18 protein-coding genes and 1 tRNA gene are annotated in these 18,819 nt (G+C 71.5%); 7 read left to right on the top strand and 12 right to left on the bottom strand.

Going from position 1 to position 18,819, the window contains the following annotated elements; all coding sequences use genetic code 11:
- Positions 1 to 188 precede the first annotated feature (188 nt).
- Positions 189 to 419 carry a DUF2277 domain-containing protein gene (locus tag ACZ5DC_RS07235; protein ID WP_203348907.1) on the bottom strand — a complete coding sequence of 77 codons (231 nt, stop codon included), beginning with the start codon at positions 417 to 419 and terminating at the stop codon, positions 189 to 191.
- A gap of 92 nt (positions 420 to 511) precedes the next feature.
- On the opposite strand from ACZ5DC_RS07235, the gene ACZ5DC_RS07240 reads away from it, so the two are divergent.
- Together ACZ5DC_RS07240 and ACZ5DC_RS07245 are read left to right on the top strand one after the other, a co-directional pair.
- Complete coding sequence (locus tag ACZ5DC_RS07240; protein WP_468650292.1) at positions 512 to 1,420, top strand: ketopantoate reductase family protein; 909 nt, start codon at positions 512 to 514, stop codon at positions 1,418 to 1,420.
- 112 nt (positions 1,421 to 1,532) lie between these two features.
- On the top strand, positions 1,533 to 1,874 hold the full coding sequence (locus ACZ5DC_RS07245; protein ID WP_468650294.1) for a hypothetical protein: 342 nt from the start codon (positions 1,533 to 1,535) through the stop codon (positions 1,872 to 1,874).
- A 46-nt stretch (positions 1,875 to 1,920) separates the two neighbouring features.
- Here ACZ5DC_RS07245 and ACZ5DC_RS07250 read toward each other — a convergent pair.
- Positions 1,921 to 1,992 (bottom strand) — tRNA-Val (locus ACZ5DC_RS07250).
- 419 nt (positions 1,993 to 2,411) lie between these two features.
- Here ACZ5DC_RS07250 and ACZ5DC_RS07255 point away from each other — a divergent pair.
- From ACZ5DC_RS07255 to ACZ5DC_RS07265, 3 genes are all read left to right on the top strand, one after another.
- Positions 2,412 to 2,564 (top strand): hypothetical protein, encoded by a 153-nt coding sequence (locus ACZ5DC_RS07255; protein ID WP_468650295.1) that lies wholly within the window; start codon positions 2,412 to 2,414, stop codon positions 2,562 to 2,564.
- A 74-nt stretch (positions 2,565 to 2,638) separates the two neighbouring features.
- Complete coding sequence (locus tag ACZ5DC_RS07260; RefSeq protein ID WP_468650297.1) at positions 2,639 to 4,033, top strand: hypothetical protein; 1,395 nt, start codon at positions 2,639 to 2,641, stop codon at positions 4,031 to 4,033.
- A gap of 79 nt (positions 4,034 to 4,112) precedes the next feature.
- A complete protein-coding gene (locus ACZ5DC_RS07265) occupies positions 4,113 to 4,745 on the top strand; it encodes a DUF4383 domain-containing protein (RefSeq protein ID WP_468650299.1) in 633 nt (210 codons plus the stop codon).
- On the opposite strand, the gene ACZ5DC_RS07270 is transcribed toward ACZ5DC_RS07265, so the two are convergent.
- The 3 genes from ACZ5DC_RS07270 to ACZ5DC_RS07280 all read right to left on the bottom strand — a co-directional run bounded on the left by ACZ5DC_RS07270 (position 4,733) and on the right by ACZ5DC_RS07280 (position 9,357).
- Positions 4,733 to 5,836: an amidase domain-containing protein gene (locus ACZ5DC_RS07270; protein WP_468651258.1), complete on the bottom strand. Its 1,104-nt coding sequence runs from the start codon at positions 5,834 to 5,836 to the stop codon at positions 4,733 to 4,735. The two genes, ACZ5DC_RS07265 and ACZ5DC_RS07270, sit on opposite strands and share 13 nt — an antisense overlap.
- Before the next feature lie 187 nt (positions 5,837 to 6,023).
- Positions 6,024 to 7,319 carry a polysaccharide deacetylase family protein gene (locus tag ACZ5DC_RS07275; RefSeq protein ID WP_468650301.1) on the bottom strand — a complete coding sequence of 432 codons (1,296 nt, stop codon included), beginning with the start codon at positions 7,317 to 7,319 and terminating at the stop codon, positions 6,024 to 6,026.
- A 43-nt stretch (positions 7,320 to 7,362) separates the two neighbouring features.
- Positions 7,363 to 9,357: a transglycosylase domain-containing protein gene (locus tag ACZ5DC_RS07280; RefSeq protein ID WP_468651260.1), complete on the bottom strand. Its 1,995-nt coding sequence runs from the start codon at positions 9,355 to 9,357 to the stop codon at positions 7,363 to 7,365.
- 410 nt (positions 9,358 to 9,767) lie between these two features.
- Between ACZ5DC_RS07280 and ACZ5DC_RS07285 the strand changes: the two genes are divergently transcribed.
- The gene (locus tag ACZ5DC_RS07285; RefSeq protein WP_468650303.1) at positions 9,768 to 9,995 is read left to right on the top strand and encodes an FmdB family zinc ribbon protein; all 228 of its coding nucleotides are present in this window, start codon (positions 9,768 to 9,770) and stop codon (positions 9,993 to 9,995) included.
- Positions 9,996 to 10,036: 41 nt separating this feature from the next.
- Here ACZ5DC_RS07285 and ACZ5DC_RS07290 read toward each other — a convergent pair whose 3' ends face one another.
- The 3 genes from ACZ5DC_RS07290 to ACZ5DC_RS07300 are packed head-to-tail and all read right to left on the bottom strand — an operon-like array spanning position 10,037 to position 14,538.
- Positions 10,037 to 10,852, bottom strand: coding sequence for an HAD family hydrolase (locus ACZ5DC_RS07290; protein WP_366749391.1), 816 nt, complete (start codon positions 10,850 to 10,852; stop codon positions 10,037 to 10,039).
- A complete protein-coding gene (locus ACZ5DC_RS07295; protein WP_468650305.1) occupies positions 10,852 to 13,314 on the bottom strand; it encodes a phosphoribosyltransferase in 2,463 nt (820 codons plus the stop codon). Before ACZ5DC_RS07295 ends, ACZ5DC_RS07290 begins: the two co-directional genes overlap by 1 nt.
- A 57-nt stretch (positions 13,315 to 13,371) precedes the next feature.
- Positions 13,372 to 14,538, bottom strand: coding sequence for an HpcH/HpaI aldolase/citrate lyase family protein (locus ACZ5DC_RS07300; RefSeq protein WP_468650307.1), 1,167 nt, complete (start codon positions 14,536 to 14,538; stop codon positions 13,372 to 13,374).
- Positions 14,539 to 14,713: 175 nt separating this feature from the next.
- On the opposite strand from ACZ5DC_RS07300, the gene ACZ5DC_RS07305 reads away from it, so the two are divergent.
- Positions 14,714 to 15,433, top strand: a complete 720-nt coding sequence (locus ACZ5DC_RS07305) for a TerD family protein (RefSeq protein WP_468650309.1) — start codon at positions 14,714 to 14,716, stop codon at positions 15,431 to 15,433.
- A 24-nt stretch (positions 15,434 to 15,457) separates the two neighbouring features.
- On the opposite strand, the gene ACZ5DC_RS07310 is transcribed toward ACZ5DC_RS07305, so the two are convergent.
- The 4 genes from ACZ5DC_RS07310 to ACZ5DC_RS07325 form a co-directional block, all read right to left on the bottom strand.
- Complete coding sequence (locus ACZ5DC_RS07310) at positions 15,458 to 16,195, bottom strand: TerD family protein (RefSeq protein ID WP_366749395.1); 738 nt, start codon at positions 16,193 to 16,195, stop codon at positions 15,458 to 15,460.
- Positions 16,196 to 16,282: 87 nt separating this feature from the next.
- Positions 16,283 to 17,422 (bottom strand): DUF475 domain-containing protein, encoded by a 1,140-nt coding sequence (locus tag ACZ5DC_RS07315; RefSeq protein WP_468650311.1) that lies wholly within the window; start codon positions 17,420 to 17,422, stop codon positions 16,283 to 16,285.
- Between the two features lie 76 nt (positions 17,423 to 17,498).
- Positions 17,499 to 18,077: a TerD family protein gene (locus tag ACZ5DC_RS07320; protein ID WP_366749398.1), complete on the bottom strand. Its 579-nt coding sequence runs from the start codon at positions 18,075 to 18,077 to the stop codon at positions 17,499 to 17,501.
- Between the two features lie 113 nt (positions 18,078 to 18,190).
- A complete protein-coding gene (locus ACZ5DC_RS07325; protein WP_363217549.1) occupies positions 18,191 to 18,766 on the bottom strand; it encodes a calcium homeostasis/redox stress adaptation protein in 576 nt (191 codons plus the stop codon).
- Positions 18,767 to 18,819 lie beyond the last annotated feature (53 nt).

An 18,819-nucleotide genomic window follows, 5' to 3' on the forward strand; every position in this document is an offset into this window, starting at 1 on the left:
TTTGACGGTCCGTCACGTCATACGGACGCACGCGCCACGCCCGGCCCGCCTGTCTCATAACCGTCCACGGCGTGCGGCCGGGTTCCCGGGGCCGCCTCCATGACAGTGATCACATCCGGGCATGCCGAAGGGCGGGTCCGCCCCTGCCCCGGACCCGCCGACCCGTTCCCTCTACAGCCGCCGGGCGGCTACCCCCCTCGCCGCGCCGACTGCCCGCGCACCTCCAGCTCCCCGAGCAGCTCCGCCGTGGCCCGCGCCACCGCTCGCACCGCCTTGTCGAAGGCCTCGCGGTTGTGGGCGGCGGGGGCCCGGAAACCCGAGACCTTCCGCACGTACTGCAACGCGGCCGCGTGGATGTCCTCGTCCGTGGCCTCACCGGGCAGCACGGGCGGACGCAGCGTCTTGATGCTCCGGCACATGCGGCCAGTCTCGCGCACCCCGCCGCGCCCTGCGATGATCTGCGCGAAGGCGGCCACCGACACCCGGGGCCGACCGTCGGAAGGACAATTCCATGACGTTCGTGACGCAACCGCTCACCGTGGCCGTCCTCGGCCCCGGCGGCACCGGCGGCCTGCTCGCCGCCTTGCTGTCCCGCTCCGGGCACCGCGTGATCTGCCTGGCCGGCGAGGCCACGGCCGGCACCCTGCGCCGTACCGGCATCACGGTCCGCAGCCAGCAGTTCGGCGACTTCACGGCCGCCGTCGACGCGGACACCGAGCTGCGCGAGCCGGTGGACGCCTGCCTGATCACCGTGAAGCACACCGCGCTCGACGCCGCCCTGACCCGGGTTCCGCCCGCCGTCCTCGGCGACGCCCTCGCCGTACCGCTGCTGAACGGCGTCGAACACCCCGCGGCCCTGCGCGCCCGTTACCGTCCCGACCGGGTCGCCCCGGGCGTGATCCGCGTGGAGTCCACCCGGACCGCCCCGGGCGTGATCGAGCACGGCAGCCCGTTCACGGAGATCGACCTGGCCGGGGACACCGTGCCCCGCGCCCGCCTCGAAGCGCTGGCCGCCCGCCTCACCGCCTGCGGCACGACCGCCCGCGTGGCCGGGGACGAGACGGCTGCCCTGTGGGCCAAGATGGCGTTCCTCGCCCCGTTCGCCCTGCTCACCACCCGGTACGGCGTCCCGCTCGGCGTGGCCCGCACCCGTCACCGGCAGGAGCTGGAGGCGCTCGTCGCGGAGACCGCCGCCGTCAGCCGTGCCTGCGGCGCCCCGGCCGACCCGGACCTGGCCCTGGCCCGGTACGACGCCTTCCCGCCCGCCGCGAAGTCGTCCATGCAGCGCGATGCCGAGGCGGGCCGCCCGCTGGAGCTGGACGCCATCGGCGGGGCGTTGCTGCGCGCGGCCGAGCGGCACGGGGTGCCGGTGCCGATGACGGCCCGCCTGGTCCGGGAGCTGCGGGACTCCGTCCACTGACCCGGCGCGGTCCCGCCGCCGTCGCCGCCCCGCGCCACCCGTTCGGCTGAACCTCCGTCCGGACCTCGCGGACGCCTCGCACCCGTAAATCGAACAGGCGTAGCATTGCCGCGTGGCTACGACCTATGAATTCCCCAGTGACCTCCTCGCCGGTCAGGAGGAGCTGCATCAGGTCCGGGCCGAGCTGTCGGCCCTGCTCAAGCGGCTGCCCTGGTCGGTCGAGCCGATGGACGGCTTCAGTGACGACACCGGCTGGCGCAAGGTGGAGCGGCCCGCGTCCCCCGGCTGGACGGAGGACGAACAGGCCGAGGTGGAGAAGCTGCGGCGGCGCGAGCACGAACTCGCGGTCTTCGTCAGCACGCACCGCTTCTGGGCGGAGGTCGCGGCGGCGGACCGCATGGAGGCCCGCTCCCGGCTCAAGCACGTCCACGAGACGGCGGCGGAGGAGGAATAGGGCAAGGAAACGGCCCCTCGGGGACTGCTCCGAGGGGCCGGACCGGTGGGCGCGGACGGTTTCGAACCGCCGACATCCTGCTTGTAAGGCAGGCGCTCTACCCCTGAGCTACGCACCCGGGACAGGCCGACAGCCTACATTGCCCGAGCGGCTGCCCTGCAAACCCGGACAGGGGGCGGGGACAGGGAGGTCACCCCACCCCCGGCCCGTGAGGCCGCCGGACCGCCGGCGCGGGCCCGCGGGCCCTGGCGTCGGAACTGAGGACCGGTGATCGGGACGGGTGTCGTCGCCGGCCGAGGCGCCGCAGGCGGTGAGCCCCGCGAGGAGCGCGCCGACGAGCACGGCCGGCCGGGCGGCGCGCAACGACCGACACCAGCGGCCCGCTGGACCTGCGCGCCGGCGACGGCTCGGTGCGCGCGGTGGTCTCCTGGCGCCGGGTGAGGGCCGCCGCCGGCGACGGTTCCGTGGACGTCGAGCTGACCGGTCCGGCGGACCTGGCCGGCGTCCGCGGCGACGACGGCCGGTGACGACGGGCCGGTGACGGTGGGCCTGCCCAAGGGCGCGTACCGGGTGCCGGCGGGGGCCGGCGACGGGTCGGTGACGGTGTCCGTGCCCCGCGACGACAGCGGCCCGCACCGGGTGTCGGCGCACACCCGGGACGGGAAAGTCACGGTGCGCACGGCGAACTGACCGGCCCGTGTGTTCGTCTTCAACGGGTGGGAGAATGGCACCACCCAGGGCGGACCACAGCACGGGAGAGGGATGTGACGGCGACACCGGGCACGCCAGCGAGCCAGCCGTACCCGCCGTCGTCCACCGCACGGGCCCGGCGCGGCCCCGCCCCGCTGCGGGACGCCCTCACGCTGCTGGGCCTGCCGGTGCTGGCCGCGCTCGCGCTGCCCCTCGCGTTCGCCGGCGGCGGCACCCGGCGCTGGTTCGGCGGGCGGGCGGAGAGCCAGCGGGCCGACGCGCAGGCCGCGAAGGACGCGGCGGCGACGGCGTTCTACGAACTCGACACCGCGCAGCGGGACCTGCGGATCTCGGTGGAGACCATCTCGGCGGTGGACGACTCACCCGCCGCCCGGCGTGCCGTGTCCGACTTCGAGGCGCTCGGGCTGCGGATCGACGAGGTCAGCCGGCGCTACATCCAGGCCGTGGACGCCCACGACCTGGACCGGGACGATCTGGAGGCCGGCGCGGCGGCGCGGGCGCGGGCGGAGTTGACCGCGGCCAAGGACGAGCTGGACCGGGTCCGGCAGGAGCTGGACCGGTTCGGCGGCTCGCTGGAGCCGCTGCTGGGCAAGGCGGAGACGCAGCTGGCCCGGCTGGCGCCCGCCGTGGAGCGGGCCCGGCAGTCGCTGCTGGCGGCGAGCAACGCCCTGGACGCCGTACGGGAGCGCGCGCTGCGGGCCGACGAGCTGGCCGCGCGGCTGGCGGCCCTGTCGCCGGAGCTGACCAAGCTGAACCAGGGCGCCGGACGGCACGGGGTGCAGGCGACGCTGGAGCGGGCCGAGCGGGTGCAGCGGGAGGCCGGGGCGATCCGCGCGGAGGCGGAGCGGCTGCCGGAGCGGGCGGCCGAGATCGACCACCGGCTGGTGAGCCTGCGTACCAGGGCCGAGGCGCTGACCACCCGGGCCGGACAGGTGGAGCCGGTGCTGAGCGAGCTGCGCCGCCGCTTCACCGCCGCCTGCTGGCAGGACCTCCAGCACGTGCCGGACCAGGCCGCGCAGAACGTACGGCAGGCCGAGCTGAGGCTCCGGGAGGCGCAGACGGCGCGGGACGCCCAGCGCTGGGCGGACGCGACCGCACTGCTGGCGACCGTGCGGGCGCTGCTGAACACCACCGACGAGGCGGTGTCGGCCGCCGGTGACCGGCTGGGCCGGCTGAACGCGGTGCAGAAGGACCCGCAGGCGGAGATCGAGCGCACCCGGTTCGCGATCCGGGACGCCCAGCGGCTGGCGATGACGGGCCGTTCGACCCCCGATCCGCGGCACGCCCGGCCGCTGGACGACGCGGTGGCCCGGCTGGAGCGGGCGGTCGGCACGCTGGAGGGGCGGCACCCGGACTACTGGCAGTTCCTCACCGAGACCGAAGGGGTGCGGCAGACGGTGGCGCGGGTGGTGGCGCAGATCCGCGAGGAGCGCGGCGCCGGGCACTGACATGCGTGTTGCCGGGTGCTGTGCGGCAGCGGATATTAAGAGGACGGATGGCCTCCGCTAGCGCCCGAGGGAGGCGGACATGGCCACACACGCGGTGCACACGAGGAAGGCCGAGGAGCGACGGCCCCGGCTGGACGACCATCTGCCCGTCGATCACCGGCTCAACCTGGTCTACCGGATCGGTGCCGGCCTCATCGGCGGATTCCTGGTCGCCTTCGGCATTCTCGGCCTGATCAACCGCATCGGCTTCTTCGACACCGGCGGCAACACGGTCGCCGGGCTGAACTCCAACGGCGCGCTGAGTGTGCTGTCGATCTGCATCGGCGCCGTGCTGCTGGCCGGCATGGTGATCGGCGGGAACCTCGCGTCGACCCTGAACATGGTGCTCGGCGTGCTGTTCCTGCTGAACGGCTTCCTGTTCCTCGGCCTGCTGGACACCGCCAGCAACTTCCTGGCGTTCAAAATCCAGAACGTCTTCTTCAGCTTCATCGTGGGCCTGCTGCTGATGACGTTCGGCATGTACGGCCGCGTCGGACACAACCTGCCGCACGACAATCCCTACTGGCGGGCCCGCCACCCCGACGCCCCTCCGCGGGAACAGCGGGCGCGGCCCGAACAGCTGACGCCGCCGGAGCGGCGTCCGCCGGACGAGCGGCGGGAGGGGCGGGAGCAGCGGGGCCCTCGGCAGCCAGGACCGGGTCAGGTCCTGTAGGCGTAGAACGCCGCGTTCGGGTACGAGGCGACGAGGCTGGCCACCGACCGGTTGTACGTGTTGGTCGAGTGGTAGCTGACGTACGGCACGCCCCGGCTGTCCCGGTACGTGACGATCATCGAGTGGTCCTTGGACCCGTCCCGGTTGAAGTCCATCTGCAGCACGTCGCCGAGGTCCATCTGGTAGACGTTGGCGAGGCTGGTGGCGCGCTTGGAGGACAGGGCGAACCAGGAGAACTCGTTGACGCCGACGAACGAGTCCGACTGGATGTCGGCGGTGCCGAACCACTTCTTCCAGTCGTACGTGTAGCCGGGCACGTGCTTCCAGCCGCCGGCCTTCAGGACCTGGCTGACGAAGTTGGTGCAGTCGCCGCCGGCGCCCTGCCCGTTGAAGTCCGGGTAGGCCGGGTTGTACGAGTTCCAGTACTTCTGCGCGTACGCGACCATGGCCTTGTAGTCGTAGCCGGTCGCGGAGAAGTTCTTCTTGTTGACCGGTGCGGGCCAGGTCGTGGCGGCGCGGGCCGCGGAGGGCGGGCCGTCGTCCGCGGTGGCGGTCTTCACCGAGGTGACGGCGGGCTTGGCGACCTGGTTCACCGCGAGGTAGCCGTCGTCGGTGTCCCGGATGCCGGTGAGCCGCCAGGTGCCCTTGCGGTCGGCCTGGAAGGTCAGCTCGTGGTGGGCCTGGAAGCCGGTCGACTTCGGCCCCTTGACGGTGGCCTTGTCGTAGGTCAGCGACGTGGTCTCGGTGACGGCGACCTCGGCGTGCCGGCCCTTCACCCGGGTCGCGTCGAGCGTCACCTTGGTGCTGCCCGCGCGGTACGTCTCGCCCAGCCGGGCCAGCCGGCCGCGGCGGTCGCGCAGCTCGTCCAGCGCGGACTTCTCCTGGCGGGTCTGCCCGCCGGACAGGCGCACGGAACCGGAGAAGCCGGACGTGTGCCGGGTCTCCGCGTTGTCGGCGCCCTGCACGAGGGCCTGCGTGCGGTCGGTGAAGACCGCGTCGGCCAGCCGCTGGAAAGTCGCCTTGGTCGCCGCGTCCACCGTCGGGTCGTCGGTCACCGCCGCACCCGCGCTCCAGTTGGGCACCAGTGCCACGCCGGCGACCACCGAGGCGGCCGCGGCGGTGACTATGGCCGTGCGGCGCCGCCCACGGCTCAGTCTTCTAGATTTCAATGATGTTCCCCTCTACGCCGGTACACCTACCGGGCGAGGGGCATCTTCGCACGCCGTGCGCGTCGGTTGTGAAGGGGGTTGCACAAGTGGAATCCCCGCCGCGCGCCGGTCACTTGACGACCGCCGACCAGTCCGGCGACTGGGCCGGGTCGAGGCTGCGCAGGGCGGCCAGGGTCTGCGGCTTCTGCGCGTCGAGCCAGTCGGCCAGCTCCTTGAAGGACACGCACTTGACGCCCTTCTTGGTGCAGACGTTCTTGACCACCTGGTCGATGGACTTCATGTAGATGCCACCGTTCCAGTCCTCGAAGTGGTTGCCGATGAACAGCGGGGCCCGGCTGCCGTAGTACACCCGGTTGAAGCCGGCCATGTAGGAGTCGACGGTCTGCTGTTCCCACTGGGGGAACTTGGCCGGATCGCCCTGGGTCTCACCCTCGGACTGGTTGTACAGGAAGTTGAAGTCCATGGACAGGCCCTGGTACTTGCCGCTCTCGTACGGCAGCATCTGCAGCGGGAAGTCCCATATGCCCTTCTTCTTCGACGGCCATATCTGGAAGTCGCCCGGCGAACTGGCGTCGTAGCGCCAGCCGTAGCTCTTCATGGCCTTCAGCAGGTTCGGCTGCCCCTCCAGGCAGGGCGCCCGGCCGCCGGTGACCTCCTTCCTGAAGTCGAAGGGCAGCGGCGCGAGGTCCTTGAAGCCGGTGTTGGTCTTCCAGTGCTCCACGAAGGAGTAGAACTGGTCGATCTCGCTCTTCCACTCCTGGACGCTCCAGTCGCCGCCGCCCTTGGCCCCGCAGAAGTGGCCGTTGAAGTGGGTGCCGATCTCGTTGCCGTCCTCGTACGCCTTGCCGAGCTGCTCCACCGTGGTGCGGATGTGGTCGTCGGTGGCGTAGTCGATGGCGGCGTCGCCCGGGGAGTGCATGGGGCCGTGGTACAGCGACTTCTTGCTCTTGGGCAGCAGGTAGATGCCGGTGAGGAAGAAGGTCATGTGGGCGTCGTAGTCCTTGGCCAGCTCCCGGTAGTGCGAGAACAGGTGGTCGCTGCCCTCCAGCGCGCCGTCCCAGGAGAAGACCACGAACTGCGGTGGTTTCTCACCGGGCTTGAGCGGCACCGGCTTCAACTGCCCCTTCTGCGGCCCGGTGTAGGAGGTCGAGCCGTCCCCGAGCACCTTCGTCGTGCCGTCCCACTCGGGGGTCGGGCTGGCCTTCGGCGCGCTCTTCTGTCTCTTGCCGGCCGCGGCGGCCGGGGTGCTGTTGCCGTCCGTGCCGGACAGCGCCAGGAATCCGGCGACCAGCGAGGCGACGACGAGGAGGGCGGCCAGAGTCAGGACCTGCGGCCGGGTGGCGCGGGGCACACTGCGGCTGCGGGGGGCTCGACGGCGGCCTGACGACGACATCTTGCGGGGCATGCGCGGCTCATTCTGCGGAAGGGGAGGGTGTACGGGCCCCGGCTCAGCCGAGACCCGTCGCTGCCGACCAGAGGGCATACGGGACGCTGTGGGCGGACGTGCCGGCCAGGCCCTTGAGCGGCAGTGGCTCCAGGGACTTGGCCAGATCGATCCGGTAGACGACGATCGCGGTGGACACGGAGTCGGCCGTGCCGACGTACCAGGCGGCGGTGTCCTTCTCGGTGGTGCCGGCCTTCCCGGACACCCCCGTCCGGCCGGCCGCCGCCTCGGGGTGGGCGGTGCGGAAGGAGTCGCCGAGCGCCTCCGTGACCTGCCGGGCCACCTCGGCGCCGACCGCGCGCTTCGGGCGCGGGGTGGCCAGGGCGACCGGGGAGCCGTTGCGGGTGATCCGGCGCACCGAGTACGGCTCGGTGTGGTTGCCGTCGGCGGCGAAGGTCGCGTAGCCGCTGGCCATCCGGATCGCGCTGGGCGTGGAGTTCCCCATCGACAGGGCCGGGACCTGGGGGCCCATGCTGGAGGACAGCAGCCCGGACGCCACGGCGGTCTGGCGCACCCTGTCCAGGCCGGTGTCCATGCCGAGCTGCATGAACGGCGTGTTCACCGACCGGGCCATGGCCTCGCGCAGGCTGATGTCCCCGTACGACCGGCCGCCGTCGTTGTGCGCGGCGACCTTCTTGCCGCTGCGGTCCCAGTACGGCCCCTCGGGGGTGGTGACGGGCACGCCGTCGTCGCCGTCGTAGACGCTGTCCGGGGTGACGGGGGTGGCGGGTCCGCCGCGCGTCTTGTGCACGCCGTGTTCGAGTCCGGCGGCGTAGACGAACGGCGTGAACGCGGTGCCGGCCGGGACGGTGGTCGCGTTGGACTCGTTGTAGCCCTGGGTGCGGTGGTCGGGGCCGCCGTAGACGGCGAGGATACGGCCGTCCGCCGCCACCGAGGCGGCGCCGTAGTGGCCGTTCTTCGCCGCCGCCGGATCGTCCCGCCCGGCCTGCTTGCGGGTCTTGGTGACGGCGTCGGTGAGCGCCTTCTCCCGCTTGCGGTCGAAGGTCGTGTAGATCTGGTAGCCGCCCAGGTCGAACTGCTTGTCCGTCAGGTGGCCGGACTTCTTGGCGTACTGCGAGGCCAGCTCCACCAGGTAGTCGCTCTGCGCACCGGTGTTGTACAGCGGGTTGCTCTTCAGCGGCTCGGGGAACTCGGTGTACTTCGCCCGTTCCCGCGGCGACAGCTTGCCGATCTTGACCATGCGGTCGAGGATCCAGGACCAGCGCTCGACGGCCCGCGCGTGGTTGGCCTTGCTGAGCGTGGGGTCGAACAGGCCGGCGCCCTTGAGCAGCCCGGCGAGCATGGCCGCCTCGGAGGCGTCGAGGTCGCCGACGTCCTTGCCGTAGTAGGCCTGGGCGGCACGCTGGATGCCATAGCTGCCGCGGCCGAACCAGCTGGTGTTGAGATACCCCTCCAGGATCTGGTCCTTGCTCATCCTGTTGTCGAGCTTGAGCGCGATCATCGCTTCGGTGAATTTGCGGCTGATCGTCTGGTTCTGCGTCAGATAGACATTCTTGACGTATTGCTGGGTGATGGTCGATCCGCCCTCGGTGTCCCCCTGTCCCAGGGTGCGGAACACGGCCCGGGTGATGCCCCTGGCGGATATGCCCGGGTCCGAGTAGAAGCTCTCGTTCTCCGCCGCGAGCACCGCCCAGCGGACGTCGGGAGGGATGTCCTTCAGCGGCATCGCCTGCCGCTGCACCCAGCCCGTACGGGCCATGGGCGTGCCGTCGGACCAGAAGTAGACGTTGTCCTGCTGGGTGGCGTACGAGTTGAGGTTCTCCGGTATGTCCGTCATCGCGTACGCGGTGACGAGGAAGGCGCTGAGCAGGCCGAACGAGGTCAGCGTTGCGCCGATCCACTGGCGCCAGGAGGGTATCCAGCGGCGCCAGCCGGTACGCCCGGGGCGCGGGTACACCGGCTTCAGGCGGCGCGCGTAGGGGGTTATCCGGCGCGCGTACGGGGCCAGCGGGGCGAGCAGCCGGGCGACGGCGCCCAGGGCCGCGTTCGCGGGCGTGGCGCGCTCCCGTCCGGCCGCGCGCGCGTCACGCCGGCGTTCGGCCCGGCCGCCGCCCGGAGCGGGCGGCTCCGGTGGAGGGGGCACGCGCAACTGCATGGTCTGGTCGGCCCTGAGGGCGTCGACTCTCAGGTGCAGCGTCTCATCGGCGTCCAACGGCTCCTCGCCACGGCCACCCCCCATGGGGCCGTCCTCCCCCTGCGACGCATTGGTCACGCCTGCGTCTCCCTCCGCACTCGGTCTTGCTCGCGCGGGTGAGCTGACATCCTCGCAACGGCGTTCACAAATTATCAGTAACGTTTTCGAATGCCCTGCACATATGCCGGATAGAAAGCAACACTCATGAAACATTGAGGCGCCCCCGGCCGGGCCCCGACGGCTAACCTGGGGCCATGCCTCGTTACGAGTACCGCTGCCGGACCTGCGGCGACACGTTCGAACTCAGCCGGCCCATGGCGCAGTCCGCCGCCCCCGCGTCGTGCCCCGCGGGGCACGACGACACGGTGAAGCTCCTGTCGACGGTGGCGGTAGGCGTGTCGAACAACACGTCCGCGGCTGCGCCCGCGCCTTCGCCGCGGGCCGGCGGGGGCGGGTGCTGCGGTGGCGGGTGCTGCGGGTAGCCGCCTGCGGCGGGGCCGCACCTCGATGCGGCCCCGCGCCCCTAAGGGGTTGCCGTGCGGGTCGCCTTCACGAACTCCCGCAGGATCCGCTCCCCCGCCAGGACGCCGCGTTCCGGCAGGGCGCTGATCCGCGGGGCCGTCCAGTCGGTGTCGGCGAGTTCGCCGTGGCCGGGGCGCCAGCCCCGGTCGGCGGCCAGCAGCAGGTCGGCGTCGAGCAGGGAGTCCCCCGCGGCCAGCGTCAGCTCCGCGCCGGTGCGCCGGACCACCTCGCGCACGGCCGCGCTCTTGGTGAGCGGCTTCGGTACGGCGTAGATCTTGCGGCCCTGCAGGGAGACCGTCCAGCCCCGGTTCTCCGCCCACACCGCGAGCTCCTTCACCCAGTCCCCGGGCAGCAGGTCGCGCTCCACCACGAGGTAGGCGAACAGGTCCTCGGCGATCCGGTGCTTGCGCACCCACACCGGGTCGGCGGACCGCAGCAGATGCTCGCTGACCTCCGCGAGCGGCGCGCACTCCTCGGCGAGCCGCGCCTGGACGCCCGCGTGCCAGTCCGCGTCGGTGACCCCGTCGACCAGCAGATGGCCCCCGTTGGCGCAGATCGCGTAGGCCGGCGGCGGCCCCGGCAGGTTGATCCGCTGGTACTGCTTGCGCGTCCGGGTCGTCGTCGGCACGAACACGGCCGTGTCACCGAGGTCGGTGAGCAGCTGGGCCGCGGTCTCGGTCATGAAGGACAGCGGCTTCGCCTCGTGCACCTCCACGCACAGCAGCCGGGGCGCCCGCGGGTCCGGCATGGTCAGCGCCAGGGCCGCCGACGAGTAGATCAGCGTACGGTCGAGGTCGCTCGCCACCAGCACCGGCATCAGACGTTCACCGCCTTGCCGTCGGCGCCCGTGGCGCCCCGCGTGTACCGGGGGTGGATCAGCCCGACGCAGGTGTACGGCAGGTCGTCCACCTCCTCCACCGGCACCCCGCGCTGCTCGGCGAGCAGCCGCACATGGGCCAGGTCGTCACCCGCCCCCGCCCGCGCCAGGATCTTCCACGGCACCCGGCGCAGCAGCACCCGGGTGGTCTCGCCCACGCCGGGCTTGACCAGGTTGACGTCGTGGATGCCGTACTCCTCGCTGATCCGCTCGACCGCCCGCCAGCCCGCCCAGGTCGGGGTCCGGTCCGCGGCCGACAGCTCCTTCACCGCGCCGTCCACGCCGTCGGCCACCTCGGGGAAGCGGGCGGCGACGGCGTCGAGGAAGGCCACGGAGACGTCCGCGCCCGCGAGTTCGCGGTAGAACTTGGCGCCGTGGAAGTCGTGCGGGCCGACCAGGTCGGCGCGCAGCACCGTGCGGGAGATCAGCCCGGAGACGGTCGAGTTGAGGCACGCGGAGGGGATGAGGAAGTCCTCGCGGGTGCCGTAGGTGCGTACGCAGGAGCCGGGGTCGGCGAGGACGGCGATCTCCGGGTCGAAACCGCCGATGCCCTCCTTCCGCTCGAACTCCTCGACCGCCTCGGCGAGTTCGCGGGTGATCGCGCCCTTGCCGGTCCAGCCGTCGACGAACACGACGTCCCGGGGGTCGTGGTGGGCGGCCAGCCAGCGCAGCGCGTTGGCGTCGATGCCCCGGCCGCGCACGATCGACACGGCGTAGTGCGGCAGGTCGAGACCGTGCCGGAAGCGGGCCCAGCGGCGCATCAGGATGCCGACGGGGGTGCCTGCGCGGGCCAGGGAGACGAGCACCGGGCGGGGCGAACGCTCGGTGAGGACGGCCTCGGTCACGACACCGACGGCCCGCGCGAGGCGGGCGGCGGAGGCGTCCAGGGCCGCGTGGAACAGCTCCTGGTACCGCGCGCTCGGCTGGTACTCCACCGGCAGTGACTCGGCGTAGTGCGCGCCGCCGCGCTGGACGGCCTCCTCGCGCTCCTCCGTCGGCGCCTCCAGGGGCACGTCGGACAGGTCCTGGAGCAGCCAGCCGACCTCCTCCGGCGCGTACGAGGAGAACGCGGGGCCGCGGAGGGGCTCGGGCAGCATGGCCGGCCTTTCGGGAGCGTGCGGGACGTAGGAGGGGACGACCGCGAGCAGGACGTGCGGGACGTGCGCGGCGAGGGCGGCCAGCAGACCGTCCGGCGCGTGCAGGGCGGGAGTGTCGGCGGCGGAGTCGACCACGGCGACGACGGCGTCGAAGCCGGCGCCGGCCACGTTGTAGGCGTACCGTTCGCCGGGGCCGTCGGCCGGGTCGTCGTGGGCCGGGAAGACCAGGCGGCTGCGGATGGCGTAGCCGGGGTCGTCGACCGCGAGCACGGGCGACCGGGTGGTGGTGGAGAACCGCACCTCGGCGTCCACCGCCCGCTCCAGCTCGCGGGCGAGCCGCAGCGGGGCGTACATCAGCTCCTCGAAGCCGAGCACCAGAACGCGCCGGGCGCCGGCGGGCAGGGCCGCGCGTATTCGCCCGGCCATGGCGGGCAGCGCCGCTTCGAGCCGGGCCCGGTGGCCGGGGGTGAAGCCGTGCCGTCCGCCGTCGGGGAGCCCGCGGGGCCAGTGCAGGTCGACCTCGGCGACGGGCCCCGGCCGTGACGCCCCTCCGGGGGCGCGGGCAGCCCCGTCGCTCCCGTGCCCGGCGGCCTCACGTTCCGCGACCAGCCGCTGCCCCTTCTCCAGCACGCCCTCGGGCAGCCGTACGGTCCCGGACGCGGCGGCGATCACGTCGACCCGGGCGCCGATCTCCTCCGCGAACCGCTGGAGGCGGGCCGTGTCCCCGGCCGACCGCATGTCGACCAGGGCGACCACCACGTACCGCCCGCGCGGATACCGTGCGTGCAGGTCCCGGACGGTGTTCAGCACGGTGTTGCCGGTGGAGAACTCGTCGTCCACCAGCACCAGCGGTCCGTCCCCGGCCAGCAGGGCGGGGTCTTCCGGCAGCAGGAGGTGCGACGTGGCGTGCGAGTGCGACTCCTCGAAGCCGCCCGCGGGGGCGACCCCGGGCACCGGCCGCCGCGTGGAGTGCAGGTACGGCACCGCGCCGAGCCCGTCGGCGACCGCGTGCCCCAGCCCCGTCGCGGTCTCCGCATAGCCGAGGACGACGGCCCCGGCCCCTTCCCCGCCGAGCAGCGCGGCGACCCGCCGGCCCAGGCGGAAGCCGTACTCGTACACCACGGCCGGCGACTGGGGGACGTGCTTGCCGAGGACGTTCGAGACCAGCAGGTGCGCCCGCTTGGGGTTGCGCCGCAGCGCGAGCCCGAGCAGGTCCGGCAGGCCGTCGTCGCCCACGAGTCCGACCCCGAGCCGCTCGGCGACCCAGCTGCCGGACCAGACCCCGTCGTTCACTGCGTTGTTCATTCGTTCCTTGGAGAGTCGGAGTGGAGGGTTGAGGTTGAGGTGAAGGTGGAGAGGGGTTCAGCCGGGTATGCCGGCGGCGAGCAGTTCCACGAAGCCGACGTCCTCGTTGGCGACGCCGAACACCTCGGCGCGCAGCAGGGTCCGCTCGGCCCAGGCGCGGTGCGGTTTCACTTCGTTCATCTTGTTCGTGTAGGCGGACCGCAGTACACCCCCGCCGCCGCGTTCCGGCCGCAGGATGTCCTGGGCGTCGCTGAACTCCTCGTGGCTGACCACGGACAGCGCGTGCACGGGCAGCACGTGGGACGGGTGGATGCAGGTCTTGCCGAGCAGGCCGTTGGCCTGGTCGAGGGAGATCTCCCGGAGCAGTCCGTCCATGGCGTGTTCGATCAGCTTCTCGCGCAGCGAGACGGCCTGCACCTCCAGGAAGGGGCTCTGCCTCAGCTGCGGCTTGAACATGCGTTCGGAGAGGCGGAAGTACTCCCAGACGGGGCCGGTGACGGTGAAGCCGGTGCCGTCGGCGCGGCCCAGCATGTTCACGACGTCGGCGATCACGGACGCGACGATCTGGACGTCGTAGGCGGTCATGTCGGGGGCCCGGCGCAGGCCGTAGGAGGAGCAGAAGTCGGTCACGCCGAGGCGGAGGGCCAGCACCCGGTCCCGGTACTTGCCGACCGCGCGGGAGATGCCCTCCAGGGTCTCCACCCGGGACTCGCGGTAGAGCAGCTCGGGGGACTCCAGGACGGGCATGGCGAAGAGCCGCCGGCCGCTGCTGTTCTCCGCCGCGGTCAGCGCCTCCAGGAAGGGGATGCCGCGTTCCTCGGTGAACTTGGGCAGCACGAACCCGGACAGCAGGCGCACGGCGGGGCCGAGGCGGCGGACCAGGTCCGGTATCTGCTCGGGGGTGCGCACCCGGATGAACAGCAGGGGCGGCTGCGCTCCGGGCCGGGCGGCGAGGTCGGCGAACTGCCGGACGAGGTTCTCCTCCCCCGGTTCGACGTCCGCGTCGTCGATCGAGTCCTCCAGGCACAGCACCATCGAGACCACGCCGTTGCGCGCCTGTCTGACGACGTCGTCGGCGAGCCGGGGCCGCGTGGCCGGGCTGTACAGCGTGGCGCCCAGGGCCGCGGAGAGCAGCCGGGCCGGGGAGTCGGCGGTGAACGCGCACGGCTCCTGGTGGAAGAGGCGCTGCCGCACCTCGGGGGCGATGTGCCCGAAATGACGCATAGGACTCCCTCAGGGCGCGAGCCGATCCTCTGGGTTCGGTAAAGGGTGGCCGGTAATAGTACGTAGGGATCCGTGTCCGGGGTTCCCTGCGGGCATGAATTCCCGGTAACCCGGCCATGTCGGCGGCACCGCCCCCGCGTTGTCGTGACCAGGACCGAGAGGGCAGGATGACCGTATGACGCACGCCATGCTGAAAGGGTCGAACGTCCCGCTGGACGCCGCCACGGTCCGTGCCGTGCTGCGCTGGACCCCCGGGCAGGGGGTCCCGGACGTGGACGTGTCGGCGCTGCTGCTGGGCCCGGACGGCCGTGTGCGCTCCGACGAGGACTTCGTCTTCTACAACCAGCCCCGGCACCCCTCCGGGAAGGTGTGGCGGCTCGGCAAGAAGCGGATCACCGAGGGGCTGACGGACACGATCCAGACCGAGCTGTCCGGGGTGGAGCCGGGCGTCGGCCGGATCGTGCTGGTCGCCTCAGCGGACGGGGTCGCCTTCGACCGGGTGCCGGCGCTGTGCATCCTGCTGTACGACGCGGCGGTCGCCGACGGGGAGCCGCTGGCCCGGTTCGAGATCAAGCCGGAGACGGGCGCGGAGACGGCGCTGATCTGCGGTGAGCTGTACCGGCGCGGGGAGGGCTGGAAGTTCCGGGCGCTGGGCGAGGGCTATTCGAACGGGCTGAAGGGGCTCGCCACGGACTTCGGGATCTCGGTGGACGAGTCCGAGATGGAGGAGGAGCCGGCCCCGTCCCAGCCGTTGCCCCCGGAGCAGCCGACGGCCGCGGTTCCGGCACAGCCGCCCGCGTACGGCTATCCCCAGCCGATGTCGGCGCCGGTGGCCGTGGCCGGGGACCCCTACTTCCGGCTGCCGCCGCAGGGGCCGCAGTTCCTCGGGCGGTAGTCAGCCCCTGGGGCGGGTGCCCGGTCACCTGTCCACCTTCGTCTTGAAGCCCCTGCCCCACTGCAGGCCCCAGCCGTAGAGGCGGTCCAGTTCGCCCTGGAAGCCGTAGACGAACTTCACCTCGCGGCGGACGATCAGTTCGCCCTTGACGTTCTCGATCATGACCACGGCGCAGGAGCGGGCCTGGGGGTGGCGTTCGTCCAGGCCTATCTCGATGCGGGGGCCGTTGCTCGGGTAGAGGGTGACGATGGCGTGCGTACGGTCGAAGGCGGGGGTCTGGTCGTAGATGTAGACGAAGACGAGCAGTCGCTTGAGGGCGTCGCGGTGGTCGAGGTTGACGTACATCGTCTCGCCGGACGCCGAGCCGAACCGGTCGTCGCCGCTGAGTTTGATGTACGGCGGTGCGTTGACGTCGCCGAGATAGCCGCCGAGGGGCTGTACGACCCCCTTCGTGCCGTCGGTCAGTTCGTACAGGCAGCCGAGGTCCAGGTCGACGTTGACCATGCTCTGGCCGTGGCCCAGGACCTCCGGCGGTTTCAGTGCCTTGAACGGGTGCCGGAACAGGCTGGTGCGCTGGACTCCGTCGAAGTCGGAGGTCCGCATCCGCCAGGAGAGGTTGACGCGCAGGTGGCCGGTGGCCGCTTCCTGCTTGGTGAGGGACACCGTCTGGTGCCGCCTGGTCAGTTCTATGGCGTTGCTCGACGCGTTGCCCGAGTCGAAGTCGGCGGCGCGCCCGCCCAGCAGTCCGTCGAAGAAGCCCATTCCCGCCCCCAGTAGCTGTCGTGACGCCGGCGGGGCGGCCGGCCGTGCCGGCCGCCCCGTTCAGAGCGTTCCTCACCGTCCGGGCCGTCACACCCCGGAGGAGACCTCGGCCTTCTCGCCGCTGCCCTCGCCCGCCGCGGCCAGGGCTCGGTTGCGGCGCACGGAGGAGAGGAAGGACGCCGCGATCAGGACGACGCCGACGAGACCGGTGACGACCTCGTTGATCTCGTACTGGATGGTGACCATGAGGATCACGGCGAGGGCGCCGATGGCGTAGTGGGCGCCGTGCTCCAGGTAGACGTAGTCGTCGAGGGTGCCCTGGCGGACCAGGTACACCGTCAGCGACCGGACGTACATGGCGCCGATGCCGAGGCCGAGGGCCATCAGGACGATGTCGTTGGTGATGGCGAAGGCGCCGATCACGCCGTCGAAGGAGAAGGACGCGTCCAGGACCTCGAGGTAGAGGAACATGAAGAACGCGGCCTGGCCGGCCAGGACGATCGCGGGCTTCTGCCTGCCGGTGCGGGCGGCCGCTTCCTCCTCCTCGTGCTCGCGCTCCTCGTCCGCCTCCAGCTTGTCCTCGAAGTAGCCGGAGAGGCCGCCGACGACCATGTAGGTGATCAGGCCGGCGATACCGGCGATCAGGACCGTCTGGGCCTTGTCCGCGTGGGCGCCGCCGTGCTGGTGGGCGTGGGTGGCGAAGGTGAACGACGTGATCAGCAGGACGATCAGGGCGATGCAGACCGACAGCATGTCGACCTTGCCGAGCTTGGCCAGCGGCCGCTCGATCCAGCGCAGCCACTGGATGTCCCGGTCCTCGAAGATGAAGTCGAGGAAGATCATCAACAGGAACATGCCACCGAACGCGGCGATCGCCGGGTGGGCGTCGGTGACCAGCTGCTGGTAGCGGTCCTTGTTGTTGAGTGCCAGGTCGACGGCCTCGATCGGGCCCATCTTGGCGCTGATCGCGACGATGACGACGGGGAAGACCAGCCGCATGCCGAAGACGGCGATGAGGACGCCGACCGTGAGGAAGATCTTCTGCCAGAAGGCGCTCATCTTCTTCAGGATCCCGGCGTTGACCACCGCGTTGTCGAAGGACAGCGAGATCTCCAGGACGGCCAGGATCGCCACGATGCCGAAGGCGGTCCACCCCCCGTAGAACGCCGCCGCGACCAGACCGAGCGCGGTGACCGCGAACGACCAGCCGAAGGTTTTCAGAAGCACTGGCTACCCCATCGTGTGTGGGGGGCACCTCCCAGACGGAGTCCGGGGGAGGGTCTCCCCTGAGTCGTACCGATTTTTACGAAACGTTGACTCCGAAGTCTAGAGCGATGCCCCGTAGGCCGGACGCGTACCCCTGACCCACCGCCCGGAACTTCCACTCGCCCTGGTAGCGGTACAGCTCGCCGAAGATCATGGCGGTTTCGGTGGAAGCGTCCTCGCTGAGGTCGTAGCGGGCCAGCTCCTGGCCGTCGGCCTGGTTGACGACGCGGATGAAGGCGTTGGAGACCTGGCCGAAGGTCTGCCCGCGCTCGTCCGCCATGTGGATGGAGACGGGGAAGATGATCTTCTCGCACTGCGCCGGCACCCGGGCGAGGTCCACCAGGATCGACTCGTCGTCGCCCTCGCCCTCACCGGTGAGGTTGTCACCGGTGTGCTCCACCGAGCCGTCGGGGCTGGTGAGCTGGTTGTAGAAGACGAACCACTCGTCACCCAGCACCCGGTTGCCGGCCCCGCACAGCAGCGCGCTGGCGTCCAGGTCGAAGGGGGCTCCGGTGGTCGACCGCGCGTCCCAGCCCAGTCCGATCATGACGTTGGTGAGGTTCGGTGCGGCTTTGGAGAGGGAGACGTTGCCTCCCTTGGCGAGCGTGACACCCATGATGCTGGTCCTCCCCTGGCGGTGCTTTCCCTGGTTGTCCTGCGCGTCCGGCGCCGCCCCCGAACGGAGCGGCGCCGGTCGCACGGGCTGGTGGGTCTCACACGTCCTTCGTGTCAGACGTTGACGCCGAAGTCCTGCGCGATGCCCCGGAGGCCCGACGCGTAGCCCTGGCCGATGGCGCGGAACTTCCACTCCGCGCCGTGGCGGTACAGCTCCCCGAAGACCATGGCGGTCTCGGTGGAGGCGTCCTCGCTGAGGTCGTACCGGGCGATCTCCTGCTGGTTGGCCTGGTTCACGACGCGGATGAAGGCGTTGCGGACCTGGCCGAAGGACTGCTGGCGGTTCTCGGCGTCGTAGATCGACACCGGGAACACGATCTTCTCGATGTCGGCCGGGACACCGGCCAGGTTGACCTTGATCTGCTCGTCGTCGCCCTCGCCCTCACCGGTGAGGTTGTCACCGGTGTGCTCGACGGAGCCGTCGGGGCTCTTGAGGTTGTTGAAGAAGACGAAGTGCTGGTCGCTCGCGACCTTGCCGGAGTTGTTCAGCAGCAGCGCACTGGCGTCGAGGTCGAAGTCCGTGCCGGTCGTCGTGCGCACGTCCCACCCCAGGCCGACGATGACGGCGGTCAGGCCCGGGGCCTCCTTCGTCAGCGATACGTTGCCGCCCTTGCTGAGGCTGACTCCCACGGGTCCTCCATGTGGTGTCCAGGGGCGGGGAGCCCCGTCGTGCTTCGGATATG

This window comes from Streptomyces sp. NPDC031445 (assembly GCF_055581365.1).